This window comes from Thalassobaculum sp. OXR-137 (assembly GCF_034377285.1).
Taxonomy (GTDB): Bacteria; Pseudomonadota; Alphaproteobacteria; order Thalassobaculales; family Thalassobaculaceae; genus Thalassobaculum.
On record NZ_CP139715.1, the window covers coordinates 5398203 to 5420488 of the forward strand.

A 22286-nucleotide genomic window follows, 5' to 3' on the forward strand; every position below is an offset into this window, starting at 1 on the left:
AGACGACCCGAAGGTATCTGCGTCCCGTGACCGACGATCCCGTCCTGGATCTTGCCCAGACCGCCCTGCTTCCGGCGGGCTTTCGTGACATCCTCGCCCCGAACGCGGCCAACGAGGCCCGGCTGATCGACCGCATGATGTCGACGGCGATCGGCCACGGCTACCTGCGGGTCAAGCCGCCGCTGATCGAATTCGAGACCAGCCTGCTCCAGGGTCCGGGTGCCGCCACCGCCGAGCGCGTGTTCCGGCTGATGGACCCGATCTCCCAGCGCATGATGGGCCTGCGCGCCGACATGACGGCGCAGGCGGCCCGCATCGCCACCACCCGGCTGAAGAACGCCCCGCGCCCCGTGCGGCTCTGCTACGCCGGCGAGGTGCTGCGCACCACCGCCAACCAGCTCAACCCCGAGCGCGAGGTCGTGCAGGTCGGTGCCGAGCTGATCGGCAGCCCGACCGCCGAGGCCGATGCCGAGATCATCCTGGTGGCGATCGAGGCCCTGCGCGCCGTCGGCGTGGAGCGCATCTCCCTCGACCTGATGGTGCCGACCCTGGTGCCGTCTGTGCTCGCCAAGCTCGGCCTGCCGGCCAAGGACCTGTCGGCCCTGCGCCAGGCGATCGACCGCAAGGACGTGGCCGCGGTGGAAGACCTGGCCGGCGACAGCGCCCCGGTGCTGGTCGGCCTGCTGGAGGCCGCCGGACCGCGCACCGAGGCGATGCAGGCTCTGGCCAGGCTCGATCTGCCGGCCGACGCCCGCGAAGCCCTGGACCGGCTGACAGACGTGGTCGAGCTGGTGGTCGCCGTCCTGCCCGACCTGTCGATCACCCTGGATCCGGCCGAGAACCGCGGATTCGAGTATCACACCGGCATCGCCTTCAGCCTGTTCGCCCGCGGCGTGCGCGCCGAGATGGGCCGCGGCGGGCGCTACCGGCCGAACCATGATCCGAAGGGCACGGCCACCGGCTTCACCCTGTATCTCGAGCGCGTGCTCCAGGCCCTGCCCGATCCGAAACGCCCGCAGACGGTCTTCGTCCCGCACGGCACGCCGCGCGATCAGGCGGCGGCCCTTCGCGCCGAGGGCCGGATCACGGTGGCCGGCCTGTCGCCGGTGGACGATGCCGAGGCGGAAGCCCGGCGCATGGGCTGCAGTTTCATTCTCCGCGACGGCCAGGTGGCCGCGCTGAACTGACTTGGGGCCGCACAGGCCCGGAAGACTGAGGACAACGGTATGAGCAATGTCGCGGTGATCGGCGCCCAGTGGGGCGACGAGGGCAAAGGCAAGATCGTCGACTGGCTGTCGGAGCGTGCCGACGTGGTCGTGCGGTTCCAGGGCGGCCATAACGCCGGCCATACCCTGGTCATCGGCAACCAGACCTTCAAGCTGAGCCTCCTGCCCTCCGGCGTGGTCCGCAAGGGCAAGCTGTCGGTGATCGGCAACGGCGTGGTGGTCGATCCCTGGGCCTTCGTGGCCGAGAAGCAGCGGATCGAGGAACAGGGCATCGTCCTGACCCCCGACGATCTCCAGGTTTCCGAGGTCGCCGCCCTGATCCTGCCGGTGCACCGGATGCTCGACCAGGCCCGCGAGAGCGCGCGCGGCGACAAGAAGATCGGCACCACCGGCCGCGGCATCGGCCCGGCCTACGAGGACAAGGTCGGCCGCCGGGCGATCCGCGTCGGCGACCTGGCCGAACCGGAGACCGTGAAGGCGAAGGCCGCCTATCTCGCCGAGCACCACAACGCCTATCTGCGCGGCCTCGGCCAGCCGGAGATCGACGCGGACGCGCTGGTCGCCGAGCTCATGGACATCGCGCCGCAGATCCTGCCCTATGCCTGCCGCGTCTCCGAGCGGCTGGACGCCGCGCGGCGCGCCGGCAAACGGATCCTGTTCGAGGGTGCGCAGGCGGTGATGCTGGACGTCGACCACGGCACCTATCCGTTCGTCACCTCCTCGAACACCGTCGCCGGTCAGGCCGCCACCGGCTCGGGCATCGGCCCGACCTCCATCGGCACCGTGCTGGGCATCGCCAAGGCCTACACGACCCGCGTCGGCGAAGGTCCGTTCCCGACCGAGCTGACCGACGAGATCGGCAAGCTCCTGGGCGAGCGCGGCAAGGAGTTTGGCGTCGTCACCGGCCGTCCGCGCCGCTGCGGCTGGTTCGACGCCGTCATGGTCCGCCAGGCGGTGCGCACCGGCGGCATCACCGGCATCGCGCTGACCAAGCTCGACGTGCTGGACGGGCTGGAGGAACTGAAGGTCTGCGTCGGCTACAAGCTGGACGGCGAGACCATCGACTACTTCCCCGCCGGCATGGGCGCCCAGCAGCGGGTCGAGCCGGTGTTCGAGACCATCGAGGGCTGGACCGAGAGCACCAAGGGCGCGCGCTCCTGGGGCCAGCTTCCGGCCCCGGCGATCAAGTATATCCGCCGGATCGAGGAGCTGATCGGCGCGCCGGTCACCCTGCTGTCGACCTCGCCGGAGCGCGAGGACACGATCCTCATGGAAGATCCGTTCGCCGACTGATCTTAACCACGCAACAGGCGGCCGGTGCAGGCCTTCGACCTCGCCGAACCGCGTGCTAGACTTCGGCCGCGCAGCCTGATTCGCGCGGCTGGAGGAGCCTGACGTGGCGGAGCCAATCGTCCTCAGGGAACGGATCGAGATCGACGCCGATCGCCCGCTCCCTGAGTTCAACATCCAGAACGCGGCCGCCTATGCCGCGAGAGCCCGGCGGGAAAGCCAGGGCGAGCTCATCGCCTATGCCTGCGACCCGCGGATCCCGCATCGGCACGACGATCTGGAGACGATGCGGGGTTTCGTCACCAACGGGCTGATCCGCTTCGTCGAATGGGGCGTGGTCACCTGGCGTCCGCTCAACCGGCGGCTGGCGACGGTGGTCTACGAGAAGCCGCTGGGCGGCCGTATCGCGTCGAAGGTCTCCGACACGATCCAGCCGATGAGCGACGACGTCATCACCCGCAACTTCCTGACCCCCGCCATGGGGGTGCTGCGCGACATGTCGGCGCGCGGCGTGCCGCATCGGGCGATCCGCCCGGACAACCTGTTCTATTCCGACAGCGCCAAGCGGCACATCATCCTGGGCGACGCGTTCACCGCACCGCCGGGCCTCAACAACCCGGTCTTCTGCGAGACCCTGGAACAGGGCATGGCCGATCCGGAGGCGCGCGGCCGCGGCGGCGTCAGCGACGACCTCTACGCCATCGGCGTCTGCGTCATCTTCCTGCTGCTCGGCCGCAATCCGGTCCACGAGTGGTCGCCGACGGAGATCATCGAGCGGAAGATCGCGATCAGCTCCTATGCGGCGCTGACTGCCGGCCACCGCATCCAGATGAACATGGTCGAGCTGCTGCGCGGCCTGCTGGCCGACGACCCGAAGGACCGCTGGTCGGTACGCGAGGTCGAGCTGTGGATCGGCGGGCGGCGCCTGACCCCGAAGCAGGCCAAGCTGCCGCCGAAGGCCGCGCGGCCGATCACCATCGCCGGTCGCGACCACGACAACGTGCGGTCGGTGGCGGAGGCGCTGGGCCGCAACTGGATGGTCGCCGGCGACGTGGTCCGCGGCCAGGATTTCGACAACTGGATCCGCCGCAGCCTGACCGACGAACGGGTCACCGACGCGATCACCAAGACGCTCGGCAGCCAGCAGATCCTGGCGAAGACGCCGGATTCGGAAAACCCCCGCCTGGTCACCCGCGCCTGCATGGCGCTCGATGCCAACGCCCCGCTGCGGCACAAGGGATTCAGCGCCCACGTGGACGGTGTCGGCACGGCGCTCGCCATCGGTTTCGACCGCGAGGACATCCGCCAGAAGGTCGCCGACTTCATCAACGGCAAGTTCATCGGCGCCTGGATGTCGCTGCAGACCCGCAGCCGCTCCGACCTGGCCGAGATCTACGGCCTCTTCGACAAGCTGCCGGTCCCCCTGAGCATGGTCGGCGTCGGCTATGGGATCGAGCGGGTTCTGTACGAGCTCAACAAGAACCTGCACTGCCAGTCGCCGCTGATCGAGCCGTTCTTCGTGACCACGATCGACCGCCTGGTGCCCGCCCTGGAGGGCGCGTCCAAAGGGCGGGACCGCCCGCGCACGCCGGTCGACCGGCATATCGCCGCCTTCGCCGCCGCGCGCACCACCGACGTGGACGAGCGGCATCTTCGGGCGCTGTCGAACAACACCCCCGGGGGCACCGACCACATCCTGGCCGCCCTGTCCCTGCTCGCCCGGATCCAAGCGATGGCCAAGAACGGTCCGGCGCCGACCTTGGCGGCCTGGTTCGCCGAGCTGATGGAGCCGGCAGTCAACAGCTTCCACAACCTGAAGCAGCGCAAGGCGATCGAGGCCAATGTCGCCCGCGCCGCCGAGACCGGGATGCTGTTGGAACTGCAGGCCATCTACGCCGATCAGAAGGCGATCCAGCGCGACCAGCACGGCTATGCCCAGGCACAGCAGGAACACCGCTACTGCGGCGCGCAGATCGAGCAGCTCTCCCTGGAGCTGAACAACCGGGAGCACATGGCCTCCGAGCTCGGCGAGCAGGTGGCGGCCGTCACCTCCGGCGTGGTCGGCAGCCTGGGCTCCACGGCCATCATCGTCATGTACATGTTCTAACCTGCCCGACTTTCCGCTGACCCAGGACCCCTAGCCCGCAATGAGCGCAAACGCCGCCAGTTCCGCCGCAACCCGGACGATCATGGTCGTCATCGTCGCCGTCGGTGCGGTGCTGTTCCTTCCGTCGATGATGCTGGTGGTGGTCGGGATGATCCCGACCATGGCCGCGATGCTGACGGACCGGCGCCGGGAGAAATACGCCACGCTCTGCGTCGGCTGCATGAACTTCACGGGCGTCCTGCCGTTCATGGTCGAGCTGTGGACCCGGGACCACAGCTACGAGCATGCCTTCTCCATCATGGCCTCGCCCTTCACCTGGCTGGTCATGTTCGGGGCGGCGGCGATCGGCTGGGCGATCTATTTCGTGGCGCCGGGGATCGTCGGCATGTTCATCGCCATGCGCGCCGACCAGCGGATGCAGCGATTGCGGCGGCGTCAGCGCGATCTGGTGGAGGAATGGGGTCCCGGCGTGGCGGGCAGCAACGACAAGGACGAAGAGGAGGCCGGCAAGAAGGCCGGCCGCCGGGCGGGCGGGCGCGAGTAGGAGCCCTGCCGCGCCCGCCTTGGAACACGATCGGTCCAGATCGACTCGACCTGAACCGTAAAGCGTCGTCTAACCCTTTCAAGATAGGGCAAATTCACACGATCGGATGTTTCCATCTGATCGTGATGTGCTCCGGGGCTTCAGACGCGCTCCTGCAGGAGCTTCTGTTCCATCGCCGCGTTCTTGATCGACTTCTGCAGCTTCTCGAAGGCCCGCACCTCGATCTGGCGGACCCGCTCGCGGCTGATGCCGTATTCCTGGCTCAGATCCTCCAGGGTGGTCGGATCGTCGCGCAGCCGACGCTCGGTCAGAATATGCCGCTCGCGGTCGTTCAGGGTCTCCATGGCGGAATTGAGAAGCAGGCGGCGCTTCTGCAGTTCCTCGTCCTCGGCCAGACGGGTCTCCTGGCTGACCTGGTCGTCGTCGACCAGCCAATCCTGCCATTCGCCCTCGCCGTCGATGCGCAGCGGCGCGTTCAGGGAATGGTCGGGGCTCGCCAGACGGCGGTTCATCGAGATGACGTCCGCCTCGGTCACGTCCAGACGCTCGGCGATGGCGGTGACCTTGTCGGGGGAGAGGTCGCCGTCCTCGATGGCCTGCATCTGGCCCTTGAGCTTGCGCAGGTTGAAGAACAGCTTCTTCTGGGCCGCGGTGGTGCCCATCTTCACCAGCGACCAGGAGTGCAGGATGTATTCCTGGATGGAAGCGCGGATCCACCACATGGCATAGGTGGCCAGACGGAAGCCGCGCTCCGGATCGAAGCGCTTTACCGCCTGCATCATGCCGACATTGCCCTCGGAGATCAGCTCGGCGACCGGCAGGCCGTAGCCGCGATAGCCCATGGCGATCTTGGCCACAAGACGCAGGTGGCTGGTGACCAGCTTGTGGGCCGCGTCGGTGTCGCCCTGCTCGCGCCAGTTCTTGGCGAGGATGTACTCCTCCTCCGGCTCGAGCATGGGAAACTTGCGGATCTCCTGGAGATACCGCGACAGATTGCCTTCGACGCTGATGGTGGGCAGTGTATTGCCGCTCGACGCCATGCGGTGTCCTTCTGGTTCGCTCTTCTAGTCCAAGTCGCTTTTTAGAAAGCCGCGGGCACGAGGGCTCGTTCCCGCAGACGCTATATTTAGGGTTCCAGATGGCAATTTGAAGGCAAAGCGTCAGCTATGCTTGAGCGCTCTCAGAAGCGTGATGAGATCGTCCGGCAGCGGGCTTTCGAAGCTGAGCGGCTCGCCGGTTACCGGGTGCTCGAACCCCAGCACCGCCGCATGCAGCGCCTGGCGCGGAAAATGACGCACGGCCTCGCGGGCCCCGGACGGGATGCGCGACACCCGGGCGCCGTGTCCGCGGCCGTAGATCGGGTCGCCGATGAGCGGATGGCCGATATGGCTCAGGTGCACCCGGATCTGGTGGGTCCGCCCCGTCTCCAGTCGGCATTCCAGCAGGGCCGCCCCGTCCGGCCTCTCCAGCGAGCGGTAATGGGTGACGGCATAGCGGCCCTTGGCCTCGTCGACCACCGCCATGCGCTTGCGGTCCCTGGGGTGGCGGCCGACCGGGGCGTCGATGGTTCCCGCCGGCGGAACCGGGTGGCCGAAGCAGACCGCCCGATAGGCCCGGTCGATGTCATGGGCGGCGAAGCGCGCGGCCAGCGCCGAATGGGCCCGGTCGGTCTTGGCCACGACCAGCAGGCCGGAGGTGTCCTTGTCGATGCGGTGGACGATACCGGGCCGGCGCACCCCGCCGATGCCGGACAGGCTGTCGCCGCAATGGGCGATCAGGGCGTTCACCAGCGTGTCGCGCGGCGAGCCGGGCGCCGGATGGACCGTCATCCCGGCCGGCTTGTCGATCACGATGAGCTCGGAATCCTCGAACACCACCGTCAGCGGGATATCCTGCCCCTCCGGCTCCGCCGCCTCCGGCGGCGGCAAGGTGATGCGGTACTGCGCGCCCGGTTTGACCGCCGCCGAGGGGTCGGTTATCGTCGTCGGGCCGTCGCTGACATTTCCCTGTTGAATCAACGACTTCAATCGGGATCTGGACAGCAGCGGCGCGTCTTCCAGACGCTCGACCGCCCCGGCCAGCCAGCGGTCGAGCCGATCGGCCGGTACCGCCGCCAGGGCGTCGCCGGAAGCATCGACAACCAGTAACTCGGCATCCGGCGCCAAGTCGTCGGGATCAGACAGGATGGGATCATCGCTCATGAGCGGCACCATAGGCGAAGGCCCCTCCGGCGAGAAGCGGCGCGAGGTCCCCTATCTCGGGATCGTTAAGATCGCCAGTGTCGTCATGGGTATCATGATCGTGGTCGGACTGGCGGTGATCGGCGTCACCATCGCCAAACGGCTGTCCGGTGCGGGTGAGGAGAGCGCCGCGGTCGCGCCCGCCGGGCCAGCGACCGCCTCTTCGGTCACCGCCGCCCTAGGAGCTCCGGGCGACCTCGACGTCGCGATCCCCGCCGGGTCTCGGGTCGTGGCGGTGGAATCGGACGGCCGCCGGCTGATCGTCCGGCTGACGCTGTCCGGCGGCGACACCGCCGCCCTTCTGCTCGACGCCGATACCGGCGCCCGCCTCGGCCTGCTGACGCTGGTTCCGGAGAACCGTTGACCCGGCCCGGATCCGGTCAGAAGAACTGGAACATGTCCGAGGTGAGTTGAGCCGTCGTCAGCCCCATGATCCGGATGAAGTTGCTATTGCCGAGATCGACCTCCACGTGACCGTCGGGATTGTCGCTGGCGGCCGAGCGTAGGGCAGCGAAACCGACCAGGCCCGAGCCGTTGACGTTGCTCACGATCACGATGATATCGCCAGCCGCGCTGTCGAAATCGACGATGACGTCGTACCCGTTGGACGCGCCCACATAGACCGTGTCCCGGCCCGAGCCCGTATAGATCCAGTCCACGCCCTGGCCACCGGACAGAACGTCATTGCCGTTTCCGCCGTCCAGGACGTCGATACCGGCGGCGCCGCCGGCCGGCCCGCCATACAGCGCATCGTCGCCGTCGCCGCCGGAGAGACGGTCGTCGCCGGTGCCGCCGGACAGGGTGTCGTCGTGTCGGTTGCCGACCAGCCGGTCGTCCCCGACGCCCCCCTGGATCAGGTCGTCCCCCTGGCCGCCGAACAGCGTGTCGTTCCCGACCTGTCCCGAGAGGCTGTCATTGGCGAAGTTGCCGTAGAGAATGTCGTCCTCCCGCCCGCCGAAGAGCGCGTCGGCATCCTGACCGCCGAACAAGGTGTCGCTGTCCCGGTTGCCGTACAGGATGTCGGCCTGCTGGTTGCCGTAGACCACGTCGGCGCCGCCGCTGCCGATCACCGTGTCGCTCCCCTCGCCGCCGAACACCCCATCGTTCCCGCCTTCGCCGTCGAGGCTGTCGTCGCCAGCGCCCGACCCGATCGTATCGTCGCCGTCGCCGCCGAGCAGGGTGTCGTCGCCCTCACCCAGTGAGATGAACTGGGAGGCGCTATCCCCCGTGGCGAAATTGTTTCCGCTGCCGCCGTTCACGGTGGCCGAGCCGATGATGCTGGCAAATTCGATGTTGTCCAATTGGACGGTCGATCCCGTCGGCAGGGAGCGAACGTCGATGACGAAGGCTTCGGACGACCCACTGCCGGTCCCCGAGGCGGAGCCGGAGATGACGATCGGCGTCGACAGGCTGGCCGCGGACGTCGTCGGCACCAGGGTTCGCACATCGAGGGTCGCACCGGGGGCCAGGTGACCGAAGAAGGTCCTCAACCCCGAGATGACCCCCGCGCCGCTCCCCGGCTGTCGGGCGTCCACGGCGGCGATGAGGGTGGACAGCGCGTCGGAGGGCGTCTGGGAAGCGCTCGGCCCTTCGGCCACGATCGAGGTCTGAGCCGGCAGCGTGGCGGTGACCCCAGTTCCGGCGGCGGCGGAGCCCTGCACGATGGCGGCGGATGCCGTTGCGGTAGTCGATGGATTCTGGATTGTCTGGGTCTGGGTGGTGACCGTACCCCCGGTGCTGGTCGTCGTGGTGACGGTCGTTGTCGTGGTGGTGGCCGGGACGGAGGTGGTGGGCGTCGACGGGGCCGCCGGGGTGGGAGACGCGCCGCCGCCGCCACCGCCCGGCGACCCGTCGCCGGCGCCGGGCGGGGCCGCGATGGTCAGGGCGAGCGTCGGCGAGTCGGCCGAGGCGTTTCCAGCGGGATCCAGTTCCCGGACGGTGATGCCATAGCTGCCCGGCGCCAGGGCGCCTGCGGTGACCGTATAGGTTCCGTCCGCCTCGCTGACGAAGGAGCCGACGATCACGCCGTTCGCCAGCAGGGCGTGCGCGGCGGACGCAGTGACGCCTGATCCGACGAAGGTCGGCGTCGTCACGGACGTCACATTGTCCGTGCTGCTGGCCCCGTCATCGTTGGACGCAATCAGGTCGGGAACGGCGATCACGCCCGGCGCGGCCGGAGCGATAAGGTCGATCTGGATGTCGAGCGTGGCGCTGGCAGGGGCTTCATTGCCCGCGATATCCTCGGCGACGACGGTGACGGCATGGGATCCGGCAGGCAGCGGGTCGGAGACCGTGGCACGCCACGCGCCGGTCGCATCCGCGACTGCCGATCCGACCGTGGCGCCGCCGACACGAATCTGCACAGCCCCGCCGGGAACGGCCCCCTGCCCCGAGAAGGTTGGGGTCGCCGTGTTGGTGAGGTTGTCCGTGCTGCTGACACCGTGGTCGCTGGACGCATCCAGGTCCGGAGCGCCGGCAGCCGGGGGGGCCGTTCTATCCACCGTCACGCGCAGCGCGGCGGAAAGAGGTCCGTCATTGCCCGCCGCGTCGGTGACGCCGACCGTCACGTCATGGCTGCCTTCCGCCAGAGTCTCGGTGACGGTCCACGACCCGCTGCTTGCGGCGACCGTGGAGACCGTTGCCCCATCGACGATCAGGTGCACCCGGTCTCCGTCGGAAGCGGCGCCCGTAAAGGTCTGGGACGCAGACGCGGTCGTGTTGTCTGTGGCGGAGACGCCCGTATCCGTCCCGGCTGCCAGATCCGGCGCGGCCAGAGCGGCCGGCGCCGTGGTGTCCAGCGTGATATCCAAGGGGGCCGATGCGACGCTGACATTTCCGGCGAGATCGGCCTGGACGACCGTGATGGCATTCAGTCCCTCAGACAGGGCGCCGGCAAAGGTGTAGCTCCAGGTGCCGTCGGCCGAGGCCGTCACACTGCCAACGGACACGCCGTCATCGTGGATGTCGATGGAGGCGCCGGCCTCCGCCCCGCTGCCATGGACCGTCGGTCTGGCGACGGCGGTCACGGCGTCCTGGCTGCTGGCTCCGCTGTCGCTGGCGGTCGCCAACGTCGGCCGATCCGGCGCGACGACGCCGGTATCGACCGTGAGCGAGAGGGGTGGACTGACCGGGCTCTGATTTCCCGCCGCATCTTCCGATACCGCGGTGATGGCGTGAACTCCGTCGGGCAGGGCGTCTGGAACCGTGAACGTCCATTCCCCGCTCCCAGTCGCCACCGCCGTGCCGATCCCCGTGCCGTCCAGGAGGATGCGCACAGTGGCATCAGGACCGGCCCCCGCCCCGGTGAGGGTGGGCCGCGCGATACGGGTCACATCGTCCACGGCGCTGGCCCCGCTGTCGCTCTCGGCCAGAAGATCGGGCCGGACGGGTGCAGTGGAGGGGGCGGTGGTATCGACCGTCAGGGTCAGCGCGTCGGAGACCTGGCCGACATTTCCCGCACGGTCGGTGGCCTGAACGGCGATCTCGTACGTTCCCTCCCCCAGGTTTTGTGTGGCACTCCAGGATCCGTCCAAGGCGGTCACGGTGCCCGCCGTCACCCCGTCGACGAGGATGCTGACGATATCGCCGTCCGCGGCAGCGCCGGCCAGACGCTGGATTGTCGACCGGGTGACGTTGTCCTGGTCGGAGAGCCCGGTGTCGCTGATCGCCAGCAGGTCCGGTGCGGCAAGAACAGCCGGCGCCGTCGCGTCCACCGTAAGGACCAAAGCGGGGGACGGTGCGCCGAGATTGCCTGCCAGGTCTTTGCCCTGAACCGAGACGGAATGGACGCCTTCGCCGAAGGTATGCGTGGAGGACCAGACCCCGTCCTCGGCGGTCACCGTCTGGACCGTCCACCCAGAGACCATGATGCTGATCCTGTCCCCGTCGGAAGCGGTACCGGTCAGCTGCTGCGTCGGAGAGTTCGTGACGTTGTCGGACGGCGAGACGCCGGAGTCCGAGGCCGACGCCAGATCCGGCGCGGACAGAGCGGGAGCGGTTGTATCGACCACCACCGCCAATCCGCCGCTGGGCGCCGCGTCGTTTCCGGCGATATCGCTGGCCACGGCGGTGATCACATGCGCCCCGTCGGCAATCGGCTCGTCGAACGTATAGGTCCACCGCCCGGCGCCGTTAACCGCCGCACTTCCGGCGGTCACGCCATCTACGAGGATGTGGACGAGGGCGTCTGGCAACCCGCCAATACCGACAACCGACGGCTGAGATCGACTGGTGATGTTGTCGGTATTGCTGGCTCCAGAATCGCTGGTGGGAAGAAGATCCGGTTGTTGAGCCGGTCCAGGTGCGGAGGTGTCAATCGTCAGGCCAAGGGCGGACGATGTGGCCCCCACATTGCCGGCCGCGTCTGTCGCGTGGACGGAGATCGCGTAGGATCCGGCCGTCAGGGAATGGACGAAGGTCCAGGAACCGTCGACGGCGGTGACGGTGCCGGCAGTCACCCCGCCGACAAGGATGCTGACGATATCGCCGCTCACGGCCGACCCGGTGAATTCCGGTGTGACCGAGCTCGTGATGTTGTCGGTCGATGAAAGGCCCAGATCACTTGTCGCCACGAGATCAGGCGGACCCAGCGTCCGGGGCGGGGTCACGTCCACACTGAAGGCCGGAAGGGCGTAGGTGTCGTTGGCGAGCGCTACGCTGGGCAAAGGGTCTTCCGCCATCCCCCTTTCCTCAATCCGACCCCGATCGTCCGCTTCGTCTGGCGTGAAGCGGCTCCGGACACGCGCCATTTCCATCGGCCAGTCGGGGGGCTGATGGGCCAGGATCGCCTGGATTGTCGACCTGGAGACCTGCGAGCTCCAGACCACGTCCTCATCGGAAGATTGGGTGTTGGGTGTCGTGTCGGCATGCTCTCCGGGCATACCGAAACGGATGCTGACGACGCCTTCCTCGTAGTGAATCAGCCGGGGATAGCACCGGAACAGGGCCATGTCGGAATATGGCTGGGTGGCGAGACGTGCCGGATAGGCGGCCCGCACCTCTGCGCCGAATGCCAAGGGAACCCGTGCGACCTCGGGCCAGGAACCGCCCATCTCCACGCCGCCCACCGGCCGGTCGGAGGCCCGAACGGTGCAGCCGAACGTCGCTTCCAGCTCCGCGACGAAAGCCGCGCCCGGCTTCCCGGCGGCGACCGAACAGCCGTAAAGAAGGACTTCGGCGCCCTCTGCCAGGCCCGAGCGAACGATGCCCGCGTGCCGGCCCGACGCCTTCAGGCCGGCCACATCCAGGTTTCCGCCGCACAACCTAAGCGAGCCCGGCCCGCCGTGAGACAGGATGTGCAGCGCTTTGACGGGTGCTCCCCCGGTAATTGCCGCAGCCATAGCCGCCAACGCGTTTCCATCGGCCGGCAGATAGACCACCTCGATTCCCGGCCGCACCCCCTTCAGGAGAAGAACTGCTCTGCCGACCGCGAGATCGACGAAGAGGATTTCCCGCAGAGAAGTTTCTCTTCTTTTCAGATTATTAGGGCAACGCCGCTTTCGGAAAATCGAGAGCGCCGCACGGGTGTTGCGCTCCGGTCGGCCGGGCGTGTCAAACGATGGACCAGTCAGTCGTCGTCGAGCATCCATGGGGCGTCCGCCTTGTTTCCGATTCCCTCAAATCGGGAAACCGGGGCCGAGTCGCGCTATGCTCTATAGTAGAATATCAAATTAACAACATTCTCAAGGGTAGATTTTTAAGACGTTACTCTCTCAATTAGAATATTTTATTACTCAGACCTGATTGCCGACTGAATATTCTGCTATTCTCAAGACGACGACTTCTCGGAGTCTCAATAGCAAGGCAGAGACAGAGAGACCGTCTGGCGCCCATGACGAAGCCACCGCAGGCGCCGGATGCGCCTGCGGTGGAGACGATCGATCTCTCAGGATACTCAGAAGCTCAGGGCGTCCACCCGGACGACATGGGGCAGCGCCTTCACCGCCCCCAGCACGGCCTCGTCGATCTCCTGGTCCACCTCGACCAGGGCGATCGCCTCTCCGCCGGACTCGCGCCGGCCCAGATGGAAAGTGGCGATGTTCACCCCTGCCTCTCCCAGCATGGAGCCCAGCGCGCCGATAAAGCCCGGCTTGTCGTAATTGCGGACATACAGCATGCGCGGGGCGAAGTCGGCCTCCACGCCGATCCCCTGTACGCCGACCAGTCGGGGCTTGTCGCCGCCGATCAGGGTTCCGACCACCTCGCGGGTGCGGGTCTCCGTGGTGAGGGTGACACGCAGCAGGGTCTGGTAGTCGGCCTCGCGGTCGTGACGGGTCACGCTGATATCGATGCCGCGCTGGCTCGCCATGGTCGGAGCGTTGACCATGTTCACACTGTCGACCTGGGAGCGCAGGACACCGGTGATCGCCGCCGCCTTGATCGGATCGGCGTTCAGCCCCGCCGCGTGGCCCTCCAGCTCGATCTGGATCGAGCGGATGGCCGAGCGGTTGAGCTGGCCGCAGAACGACCCCATGAGTTCCGCCAGCCGCATATACGGCCGCAGGATCGGCGCTTCCTCCGCGGTGACCGAGGGCACGTTGATGGCGTTGCTGACGGCGCCGGTCAGCAGGTAGTCGCTCATCTGCTCGGCGATCTGCAGTGCCACCTTCTCCTGGGCCTCCGAGGTCGCGGCGCCCAGATGCGGGGTACAGACCACGTTGGGATGACCGAACAGCACGTTCTCGGTCGCCGGTTCGGTGACGAACACGTCGAAGGCGGCTCCGGCCACATGACCGCTGTCGAGGGCGGTGCGAAGATCCTCTTCGACCACCAGACCGCCGCGGGCGCAGTTCACGATCCGCACGCCCTTCTTCATCTTGCCCAGCGCCTCGGCATCGATGATGCCGCGGGTGCTGTCGGTCAGCGGGGTGTGCAGGGTGATGATGTCCGCCTCGGCGAACAGGTCCTCCAGGTCGACCTTGCGGACCCCCAGTTCGACCGCCTTCTGCTCGGACAGGTAGGGATCGTAGGCCAGCACCCGCATGCGCAGGCCACGGGCCCGATCGGCGACGATGGAGCCGATATTGCCGCAGCCGACCAGTCCCAGCGTCTTGCCGGTCAGCTCGACGCCCATGAACTTGGACTTCTCCCACTTGCCGGCCTGGGTGGAGGCATTGGCCTGGGGGATCTGGCGGGCGAGTGCGAACATCATCGCGATGGCGTGCTCGGCCGTGGTGACGGCATTGCCGAACGGGGTGTTCATGACGACCACGCCATGCTCGGTCGCAGCCTTGGTATCCACATTATCGACGCCGATACCGGCGCGGCCGACGACCTTCAGGTTGGTCGCCGTGGCCAGCACCTCGGCGGTGACCTTGGTGGCGGAGCGGACGGCCAGACCGTCGTATTCGCCGATAACGGACAGCAGCTCGTCGGCCGACAGGCCGGGGCGGAAGTCGGTGTCGATGCCGCGGGCGCGGAAGATCTCAACCGCCTGCTCGCTGAGCTTGTCGGAAATCAGAACCTTGGGCATGGGGGTCTCCCATTGAAAGGTCACGGCGCTCTGCCGAACCTCAGGATTTGAGGAAGGCCGCTGGGTCCCGGGCAGCCCCCGGATCATGTCGGGGGTCTCCCAGGATGACGTCGTGAGAATGGTCTACCGAAGCCATCCCGGCCGGGCCGGGACCCAGTGGCTGAGACGGAGCGGGAGATGCCCTAAGCCGCCTTCGCGAGCTCGGACTTCACCTCGCCCCAGGCCCAGTCGAGCCAGGGAAGCAGCGCCTCGATATCGGCCGTCTGCACCGTCGCTCCGCCCCAGATTCGCAGACCCGGAGGGGCGTCGCGATAGCCGGCGATGTCGTAGCCGGCCCCTTCGGCCTCCACCAGCGTCGCGATCTTCTTGGCGGCCGCCGCCTGGTCCTCGTCGGACAGGGACTGGAACGCCGGATCGACGATCGACAGGCAGATTGAGGTGCAGGACCGGATCGACTTGTCGGCCGCCAGGAACCCGGCCCAGCCGGAACCCGCCGCCCATTCTTCGATCGCGGCGAGGTTCGACTCGCAGCGCTGCATCAGCGCCGGCAGCCCACCGATCTCCTCGGCCCAGGCCAGGGTGTCGATCGCGTCTTCCACCGCCAGCATGGACGGGGTGTTGATGGTCTCGCCCTTGAAGATGCCTTCGTTGAGCTTGCCGCCCTTGGTCATGCGGAACAACTTGGGCATCGGCCAGGGCGGGGTATAGCTCTCCAGCCGCTCGACCGCCCGCGGGCTCAGCACGAGCATGCCGTGGGCCGCCTCGCCGCCCAGCACCTTCTGCCAGGACCAGGTGACCACATCGAGCTTGTCCCAGGCCAGGTCCATGGCGAAGGCCGCAGAGGTGGCGTCGCAAATGGTCAGCCCATCGCGATCGGACGGAATCCAGTCGCCGTTCGGGACGCGGACGCCCGAGGTCGTGCCGTTCCAGGTGAAGACCACGTCGCGGGAGAAATCGACCTCGGCCAGATCCACGATCTCGCCATACGGGGCTTCCAGAACGCGCACGTCGTCGAGCTTGAGCTGCTTGGTCACGTCGGCGACCCAGCCGGCGCCGAAGCTTTCCCAGGCCAGCATGTCCACGCCGCGGGCGCCGAGCATGGACCACAGCACCATCTCCACGGCCCCGGTATCGGAGGCCGGCACGATGCCGATGCGGTAGTCGTCGGGAATGCCCAGGATCTTGCGCGACCGGTCGATCACGTCGCCGAGTTTGGCTTTACCGATCTTGGAACGGTGAGACCGCCCCAGGGCGGCGTCGGAAAGTATAGCGGGGCCCCATCCGGGTCGCTTTGCACACGGTCCGGACGAGAACAATGGTACCCGCGGCAGCTGCTGCGGCTTCATTGGCGTCATCCTTCAATGTTATCGCTCGTTGGGGAGCGACGGCCCGCAGCGGACATTAGTGTCCTTTGCCCCTCTGTCAACGGCCGAGACCGCCTGCCGGGATGGAGCCAAATCACCCACGCCATGCCGATACCCAGCCCTCCTGCGACCGCGCACCGCGGTTGAATCCGCCTGTCGCTTCTTCCGGCTCCACTCCCCGATTGGGGATATCGGGCGGAGGCCACCGAGGCGATTAAGGGACGTCCCAACCCCATGGAGGTCGAATATGGCTCCGGTAAACGAGACGATGGCGGCGCCGCGTAAAGTCCGTCCCCATCGCACCCTTCTGGCCCGCATGCTGTTCGGGTTCGCCGCGGTTATCGCCGTCTTCGTGGCGGGAGCGATGTTGACCTATGCCAATCTGATCGGCGTTTCCTCCGACGTGCACCATTTCGCCCGGGTCGCCCGGGAGGCCGAACTCGCGGGCAGCATCGAGGCCCGCTTCGCCCGCCTCAACACCCATGCCCGTGAATTCGCCAGCAAAGGTAAGGACGCCGACGCCAAACGGGTCCGCGCGATCGCAGCGCTGATCCATGAGGATATCGGCGCTCTGCGCGCGATGAAGATCGAGCAGCAGCTCGCCGAGCGGATCGATGTCATCGAGACCACGCTTGCCGCCTATCTTCAGGAATTCGACCATGCGGCCGACCTGGAACGCGAATTCAAGATGCTGGTCGCGGAGAAAATGACCCCGGCCGGCGCGAAGCTGGTCGAGGATCTCGATGCCATCCAGACCGACTTCCTCGCCGACGGCGACCTCCCCTCGGCCATCCTGACCGGCAAGGCGCGCGAGCATGTGCTGCTGCTCCAGCTCCTTTCAAACACCCTTGTCGGGCGCAAGGACACCACCATCGGTCCGAAGGTCGATGAGGAACTGACCAAATCCGCCGCCGCGCTCGGCAAGCTCGAGACGGTGGTCGCCACCGATCGGGCGAAGATGTTGCTCGCCGAGGTGCGGTCGCTGTTCGAGCAGTATCGCACCGCCCTGCGCCAGGCCCATACCGACGAGGTCGCGATCCGCACCCTGGTCGAGGGCCAGATGACCGAACGGGCCGCGTCGATCGCCCAGAATACCGGCTCGTTCCTGGAGACCGCCGGCGCCATCGAGGCGCAGATCGAGCAGGACGTTCTGGGGCAGATCCGGCTGACCGAGATCGAGGTCGCGGTCGTCAGCATCGCCAGCTTCCTGCTCGGCGTCGGCATCGCCATCGTCATCGGTCGCGGTATTTCCCGCCCGATCACCCAGCTAACCGGAGTCATGGGCCGGCTCGCCGAGCACGATCTTGAGGTGCAGGTTCCCGGCACCGCCCGCCAGGACGAAGTGGGCCAGATGGCCGAGGCGGTTCTCTACTTCAAGGAGAAGATGATCCAGAACGACGCGATGGCCGCCGAGCAGCGTGCGGAGCAGGTCCGCCGCGAGGCCCGCACCAAGCGCCTGGACGAACTGACGGCCGCCTTCGAGGGCGCGGTCCAGGGCATGCTTCAGACTGTCTCGAGCGCCACCACCGAACTGGATGCCGCCGCCCACTCCATGTCCGGCATCGCCGAGAACACGATGGCCCGCTCAGTCACGGTGAGCGATGCCTCCGAGGAGGCGAGTGCCAACGTGCAGACCGTGGCCTCCGCCACCGAGGAACTGGCCGCCTCGATCGTCGAGATCAACAGCCAGGTGAGCCGGGCGACGCAGATCGCCAAGGAGGCGTCCGACCGGGCGCAGGACACCGACCGGACCGTGAAGAGCCTGGAGACCGCCACACTGGAGGTCGGCCAGATCATCGAACTGATCCGCGCCATCGCCGACCAGACCAACCTGCTCGCGCTGAACGCCACGATCGAGGCGGCGCGGGCCGGCGATGCGGGCAAGGGCTTCGCCGTGGTCGCCACCGAGGTGAAGACCCTGGCCGAGCAAACCGGCAAGGCCACCGTCGACATCGCCGACAAGATCGCACTGATCCAGGAGGAATCGATCCGCGCGGCCGAGGCCATCCGGCACATCTCGGAGACCGTCGTGCGCCTGGACGAGATCTCCGCCGTCGTCGCCGTCGCCATGGAGGAGCAGTCTTCCGCGACCCAGGAGATCGGCCGTAGCGTCCAAGACGCCGCCCGGGGCACCCAGGGGGTAGCGGAGAACGTCGTCGCCCTGAAGGCCGGCGCGCAGGAAACCAGTTCCGCCGCAGTCCAGGTTCGCGCCGCCAGCAACGACGTCAGCCAGCAGAGCGAGAGCCTGCGCTCGCAGATCTCGCGCTTCCTGACCGACGTCAAGGCGGCCTGACGGCCCGCAAGCCGGTCGCCGCGGCGACCGGCTCTCGCCCCGGCCCGCCGCCGCCCCCGACGACGACGCCCGGACCCTGCGAGCCGAGAGTGCGCGAAGACGCCGTCGATCGGGGCAAGCTTATACCGCACCTGCGAAAAAGCTCTCTGGACTCGCCGGCCGAATGCCCGCACGCTTCGCCCTCCAAAGAAACTCCATCAAAGGAGGGGCTGAATGAACTGGGGACACTCTTTACTTGGGACCGCAACACGAACCGCGCTCGCGGCCGCCGTTGCACTTCCGTTGTCTATCGGCGCCCTGGGGACGGCGTCGGCGGAGACCACTCTGCGCGTGGTGATGCACTCGGACCTGAAGATCGTCGATCCGATCTGGACGACGGCCTACATGTCCCGCAACTACGGCTACATGGTGTACGACACGCTGTTCGCCATGGACAGCGACACCAAGGTGCACCCGCAGATGGTGGACACCTACACCGTCAGCGACGACAAGCTGACCTACACGATGACCCTGCGCGACGGCCTGAAATGGCATGACGGCGCGCCGGTCACGTCCGAGGACTGCATCGCCTCCATCAAACGCTGGGGCGCGAAGGACTCGATGGGCCAGAAGCTCCTGGAGTTCGTCGCCGAATTCAAGGCGGTGGACGACAAGACCTTCCAGATCGTTCTGAAGAAACCCTACGGTCTGGTCATTGCCTCGCTCGCCAAGCCGAGTTCCAACGTGCCGTTCATGATGCCGAAGCGCGTCGCGGATACACCGGCCGGCGACCAGATCACCGACTACACCGGCTCCGGTCCGTTCGTCTTCAAGCAGGACGAGTGGAAGCCGGGCGACGTCGCGGTGTTCGAGAAGTTCGACGACTACGTTCCGCGCTCCGAGGAGCCGAGCTGGGCGGCGGGCGGCAAGGTGGTGAACGTCGACCGGGTCGAGTGGGTCTCCATCAAGGACCACCAGACCGCGGTCAACGCCCTGCTGGAAGGCGAGGTCGACTATCTGGAAGCCCCGCCCACCGATCTGCTGCCGCTGTTCGAGGGCAACGACGACATCACCGCGAAGATCCTGAACCCGCTGGGCAACCAGTACATGTTCCGGATGAACTGGCTGCATCCGCCGTTCAACGACGTGAAGCTGCGCCGGGCCGCCCTGATGGCGATCAACCAGGTCGACTTCGTGCAGGCCACCATCGGCAATCCTGACTACTACAAGGAATGCCCGGCCATGTTCGTCTGCGGCACGGCCTTCGCGACCGAAGCCGGCACCGAGATCGTCATGAAGTCCGACATCGAGGGCGCCAAGAAGCTGCTCGAAGAAGCCGGCTATGACGGGACCCCCGTGGTGGTGATGCAGTCGACCGACGTCGACGTGCTGAACAACCTCGGGCCGGTTGCCGCCGACAAGCTGAAGCAGGCCGGCTTCAACGTCGATCTGCAGGCGATGGACTGGCAGACCCTGGTCGCCCGCCGGGCGAAGAAGGAGCCGCCGTCCGAGGGAGGCTGGAACGTCTTCCTGACGTCCTGGACCGCCGCCGACATCCTCAATCCGATCTCGGCCGCCGGCTTCAACACGAACTGCGAGAAGTCGTGGTTCGGCTGGCCCTGCGACGAGAAGATGGAGGAGCTCCGCGAGGCGTTCGCCACAGAGACCGACGAAGCCAAGCAGAAGGGCATCGCGGAAGAGATCCAGAAGCGCGCCATGGAAATCGGCACCCACGCCCATGCGGGCCAGTGGTACCAGGTCCCGGCGTGGCGGAGCGACAAGCTGAGCGGCGTGCTCGGCGGCCCGTTCCCGATCTTCTGGAACATCGCCAAGTCCGAATAGGGACGCGGCAGTTCGACTCCTGACGCTACCTGACGCTGGAGCCTTAACCGCATATGTTCGGATTCCTTGTCCAACGTCTGCTCGCCACCATCCCGGTCCTCGGGATGGTGGCGGTCTTCGTGTTCCTGATGCTGCGCCTGACGCCGGGTGATCCGGCGGCGGTGCTGGCCGGAGATAACGGCTCGCCGGAGCAGGTCGCGCAGATCCGCGAGAGCCTGGGCCTGAACGAGCCGCTGCTCGTCCAGCTCGGCATCTGGATGGGGAACATCCTCCAGGGCGATTTCGGCCAGTCCTACTTCTTCAAGAAGGACGTCTCCGAGCTCATCCTGCTGCGGGTCGAGCCGACCCTTGCCCTGGCGACGACGACCCTGATCATCACCATTCTGGTGGCGGTGCCGATCGGCGTCCTTGCCGCCTACAAGCACGGCACCTGGATCGACCGGGCCGTGATGGCCTTCTCGGTCGCCGGCTTCTCCGTGCCGGTCTTCGTGCTCGGTTACATCCTGATCTACCTGTTCGCCATGCAGGTCGACCTGTTCCCGGTCCAGGGATACAAGTCGATCGCCGACGGATTCTGGCCGTTCCTGCACCGCCTGATCCTGCCCAGCATCACTCTCAGCGTGATCTACATCGCGCTGATCGCCCGCATCACCCGGGCCAGCGTGCTGGAGGTTCTCGGCGAGGACTACATCCGCACCGCCTATGCCAAGGGGCTGACGCCCAACACCGTGCTGCTCAAGCACGCGCTGCGCAACGCGGCCGTCCCGATCGTGACCGTGATCGGCATCGGCATCGCCCTGCTGATCGGCGGCGTGGTGGTGACGGAGAGCGTCTACAACATCCCCGGCCTCGGCCGGCTCACCGTCGATGCGGTGCTGGGTCGCGACTATCCGACGATCCAGGCAATCATCATCGTGTTCTCGTTCGTTTACGTGGTCGTCAATCTGCTGGTCGACCTCACCTACAGCCTGCTTGACCCGAGGATCCGCTATTGACCGAGGGGACTGAAAATCTCGTCGATTCCGCCGCCTCGGCGGAAGCGGCCTCGCGCCGGGCGACCGTCTGGGAACAGATCGTCCGCAACCCGAGCGTCATGTTCGGCGCCGTCGTCCTCGGCCTGATGGTGCTGATGGCGGTCTGCGCGCCGCTGCTCGACACCATGAACCCGAGCGAGATCGATCCCGCCTGGCGCAACAAGAAGCCGGGCGTGGAGCATCTGAAGACCTTCAACGACGGGACCGAGCGGGAATGGACCTACCGGATGGGCACCGACACCCTGGGTCGCGACACCTATAGCCGGGTGATCTACGGTGCCCGGGTCTCGCTGGCGGTCGGCCTTCTGGTCGCAGTCCTGTCCCTGGCCATCGGCCTGGTGATCGGCCTGGTCTCCGGCTACATCCGCTGGCTCGACGGGATCGTCATGCGGGTCATGGATGGGCTGATGGCGATCCCCGGCATCCTGCTGGCCATCGCGCTGGTCTCGCTCGCCGATGCCGGTCTGGTGACCGTGATCCTCGCCATCACCATCCCCGAGATCCCGCGCGTGGTGCGGCTGGTCCGCTCCATCGTGCTGTCGATCCGCGAGGAGCCTTATGTGGAGGCGGCGATCTCCGTCGGCACCCGGGTGCCGCTGATCCTGATCCGCCACGTGCTGCCCAACACCATCGCGCCGCTGATCGTCCAGGGCACCTATATCTGCGCCTCGGCGATCCTGGTGGAGGCGATCCTGAGCTTCCTGGGCGTCGGCATCCCGCCGGAGACCCCCACCTGGGGCAACATCATGGCCGAGGGACGGCTGCTGTTCCGCGTCTACCCGCACAACATCCTGTTCCCGGGCATCTTCCTGGCGATCACGGTGCTGGCGGTGAACATGCTCGGCGACGGGCTGCGCGACACGCTCGATCCCCGCATGCGCAAGCGGCTGTAGACC

Annotated in this window: 14 protein-coding genes; 9 read left to right on the forward strand and 5 right to left on the reverse strand. The window is 67.1% G+C overall.

The features are described from left to right. Window positions 1-26 precede the first annotated feature (26 nt). From T8K17_RS25040 to T8K17_RS25055, 4 genes are all read left to right on the forward strand, one after another. Complete coding sequence (locus T8K17_RS25040) at window positions 27-1187, forward strand: ATP phosphoribosyltransferase regulatory subunit (protein WP_322332431.1); 1161 nt, start codon at window positions 27-29, stop codon at window positions 1185-1187. 39 nt (window positions 1188-1226) lie between these two features. Further along, on the forward strand, window positions 1227-2519 hold the full coding sequence (locus T8K17_RS25045; protein ID WP_322332432.1) for an adenylosuccinate synthase: 1293 nt from the start codon (window positions 1227-1229) through the stop codon (window positions 2517-2519). Between the two features lie 103 nt (window positions 2520-2622). Continuing rightward, window positions 2623-4623, forward strand: coding sequence for a hypothetical protein (locus tag T8K17_RS25050; RefSeq protein WP_322332433.1), 2001 nt, complete (start codon window positions 2623-2625; stop codon window positions 4621-4623). Between the two features lie 40 nt (window positions 4624-4663). After that, entirely contained in the window at window positions 4664-5167 is a 504-nt protein-coding gene (locus T8K17_RS25055; RefSeq protein ID WP_322332434.1) for a hypothetical protein, read from the forward strand. A gap of 140 nt (window positions 5168-5307) precedes the next feature. Here the strand turns inward: T8K17_RS25055 and rpoH are convergent, their stop codons facing one another. Both rpoH and T8K17_RS25065 read right to left on the reverse strand, forming a co-directional pair. Then, window positions 5308-6207 carry an RNA polymerase sigma factor RpoH gene (gene rpoH, locus T8K17_RS25060; protein ID WP_322332435.1) on the reverse strand — a complete coding sequence of 300 codons (900 nt, stop codon included), beginning with the start codon at window positions 6205-6207 and terminating at the stop codon, window positions 5308-5310. Window positions 6208-6327: 120 nt separating this feature from the next. Continuing rightward, window positions 6328-7368: an RluA family pseudouridine synthase gene (locus tag T8K17_RS25065; protein WP_322332436.1), complete on the reverse strand. Its 1041-nt coding sequence runs from the start codon at window positions 7366-7368 to the stop codon at window positions 6328-6330. On the opposite strand from T8K17_RS25065, the gene T8K17_RS25070 reads away from it, so the two are divergent. Then, window positions 7367-7771: a hypothetical protein gene (locus T8K17_RS25070; protein ID WP_322332437.1), complete on the forward strand. Its 405-nt coding sequence runs from the start codon at window positions 7367-7369 to the stop codon at window positions 7769-7771. The genes T8K17_RS25065 and T8K17_RS25070 overlap by 2 nt on opposite strands. Window positions 7772-7787: 16 nt before the next feature. Here T8K17_RS25070 and T8K17_RS25075 read toward each other — a convergent pair whose 3' ends face one another. The 3 genes from T8K17_RS25075 to T8K17_RS25085 form a co-directional block, all read right to left on the reverse strand. Further along, window positions 7788-12995, reverse strand: coding sequence for an Ig-like domain-containing protein (locus T8K17_RS25075; RefSeq protein WP_322332438.1), 5208 nt, complete (start codon window positions 12993-12995; stop codon window positions 7788-7790). A gap of 305 nt (window positions 12996-13300) precedes the next feature. Next, window positions 13301-14878 (reverse strand): phosphoglycerate dehydrogenase, encoded by a 1578-nt coding sequence (serA, locus tag T8K17_RS25080; protein WP_322332439.1) that lies wholly within the window; start codon window positions 14876-14878, stop codon window positions 13301-13303. Window positions 14879-15060: 182 nt separating this feature from the next. Next, complete coding sequence (locus T8K17_RS25085) at window positions 15061-16224, reverse strand: phosphoserine transaminase (RefSeq protein ID WP_416153159.1); 1164 nt, start codon at window positions 16222-16224, stop codon at window positions 15061-15063. A gap of 265 nt (window positions 16225-16489) precedes the next feature. On the opposite strand from T8K17_RS25085, the gene T8K17_RS25090 reads away from it, so the two are divergent. From T8K17_RS25090 to T8K17_RS25105, 4 genes are all read left to right on the forward strand, one after another. Beyond that, window positions 16490-18535 carry a methyl-accepting chemotaxis protein gene (locus T8K17_RS25090; protein ID WP_322332441.1) on the forward strand — a complete coding sequence of 682 codons (2046 nt, stop codon included), beginning with the start codon at window positions 16490-16492 and terminating at the stop codon, window positions 18533-18535. Between the two features lie 336 nt (window positions 18536-18871). Next, window positions 18872-20356 carry an ABC transporter substrate-binding protein gene (locus T8K17_RS25095; protein ID WP_322335002.1) on the forward strand — a complete coding sequence of 495 codons (1485 nt, stop codon included), beginning with the start codon at window positions 18872-18874 and terminating at the stop codon, window positions 20354-20356. 53 nt (window positions 20357-20409) lie between these two features. After that, complete coding sequence (locus T8K17_RS25100; RefSeq protein WP_322332442.1) at window positions 20410-21351, forward strand: ABC transporter permease; 942 nt, start codon at window positions 20410-20412, stop codon at window positions 21349-21351. Then, on the forward strand, window positions 21348-22283 hold the full coding sequence (locus T8K17_RS25105) for an ABC transporter permease (RefSeq protein ID WP_322332443.1): 936 nt from the start codon (window positions 21348-21350) through the stop codon (window positions 22281-22283). Before T8K17_RS25100 ends, T8K17_RS25105 begins: the two co-directional genes overlap by 4 nt. Window positions 22284-22286 lie beyond the last annotated feature (3 nt).

Coding starts and splice junctions, on each gene's coding strand:
- T8K17_RS25045 (WP_322332432.1), top strand. CDS start 1,227: ATGAGCAATGTCGCGGTGATCGGCGCCCAGTGGGGCGACGAGGGCAAA.
- T8K17_RS25055 (WP_322332434.1), top strand. CDS start 4,664: ATGAGCGCAAACGCCGCCAGTTCCGCCGCAACCCGGACGATCATGGTC.
- rpoH (WP_322332435.1), bottom strand. CDS start 6,207: ATGGCGTCGAGCGGCAATACACTGCCCACCATCAGCGTCGAAGGCAAT.
- T8K17_RS25070 (WP_322332437.1), top strand. CDS start 7,367: ATGAGCGGCACCATAGGCGAAGGCCCCTCCGGCGAGAAGCGGCGCGAG.
- T8K17_RS25065 (WP_322332436.1), bottom strand. CDS start 7,368: ATGAGCGATGATCCCATCCTGTCTGATCCCGACGACTTGGCGCCGGAT.
- T8K17_RS25075 (WP_322332438.1), bottom strand. CDS start 12,995: ATGGATGCTCGACGACGACTGACTGGTCCATCGTTTGACACGCCCGGC.
- serA (WP_322332439.1), bottom strand. CDS start 14,878: ATGCCCAAGGTTCTGATTTCCGACAAGCTCAGCGAGCAGGCGGTTGAG.
- T8K17_RS25085 (WP_416153159.1), bottom strand. CDS start 16,224: ATGAAGCCGCAGCAGCTGCCGCGGGTACCATTGTTCTCGTCCGGACCG.
- T8K17_RS25090 (WP_322332441.1), top strand. CDS start 16,490: ATGGCTCCGGTAAACGAGACGATGGCGGCGCCGCGTAAAGTCCGTCCC.
- T8K17_RS25095 (WP_322335002.1), top strand. CDS start 18,872: ATGCACTCGGACCTGAAGATCGTCGATCCGATCTGGACGACGGCCTAC.
- T8K17_RS25100 (WP_322332442.1), top strand. CDS start 20,410: ATGTTCGGATTCCTTGTCCAACGTCTGCTCGCCACCATCCCGGTCCTC.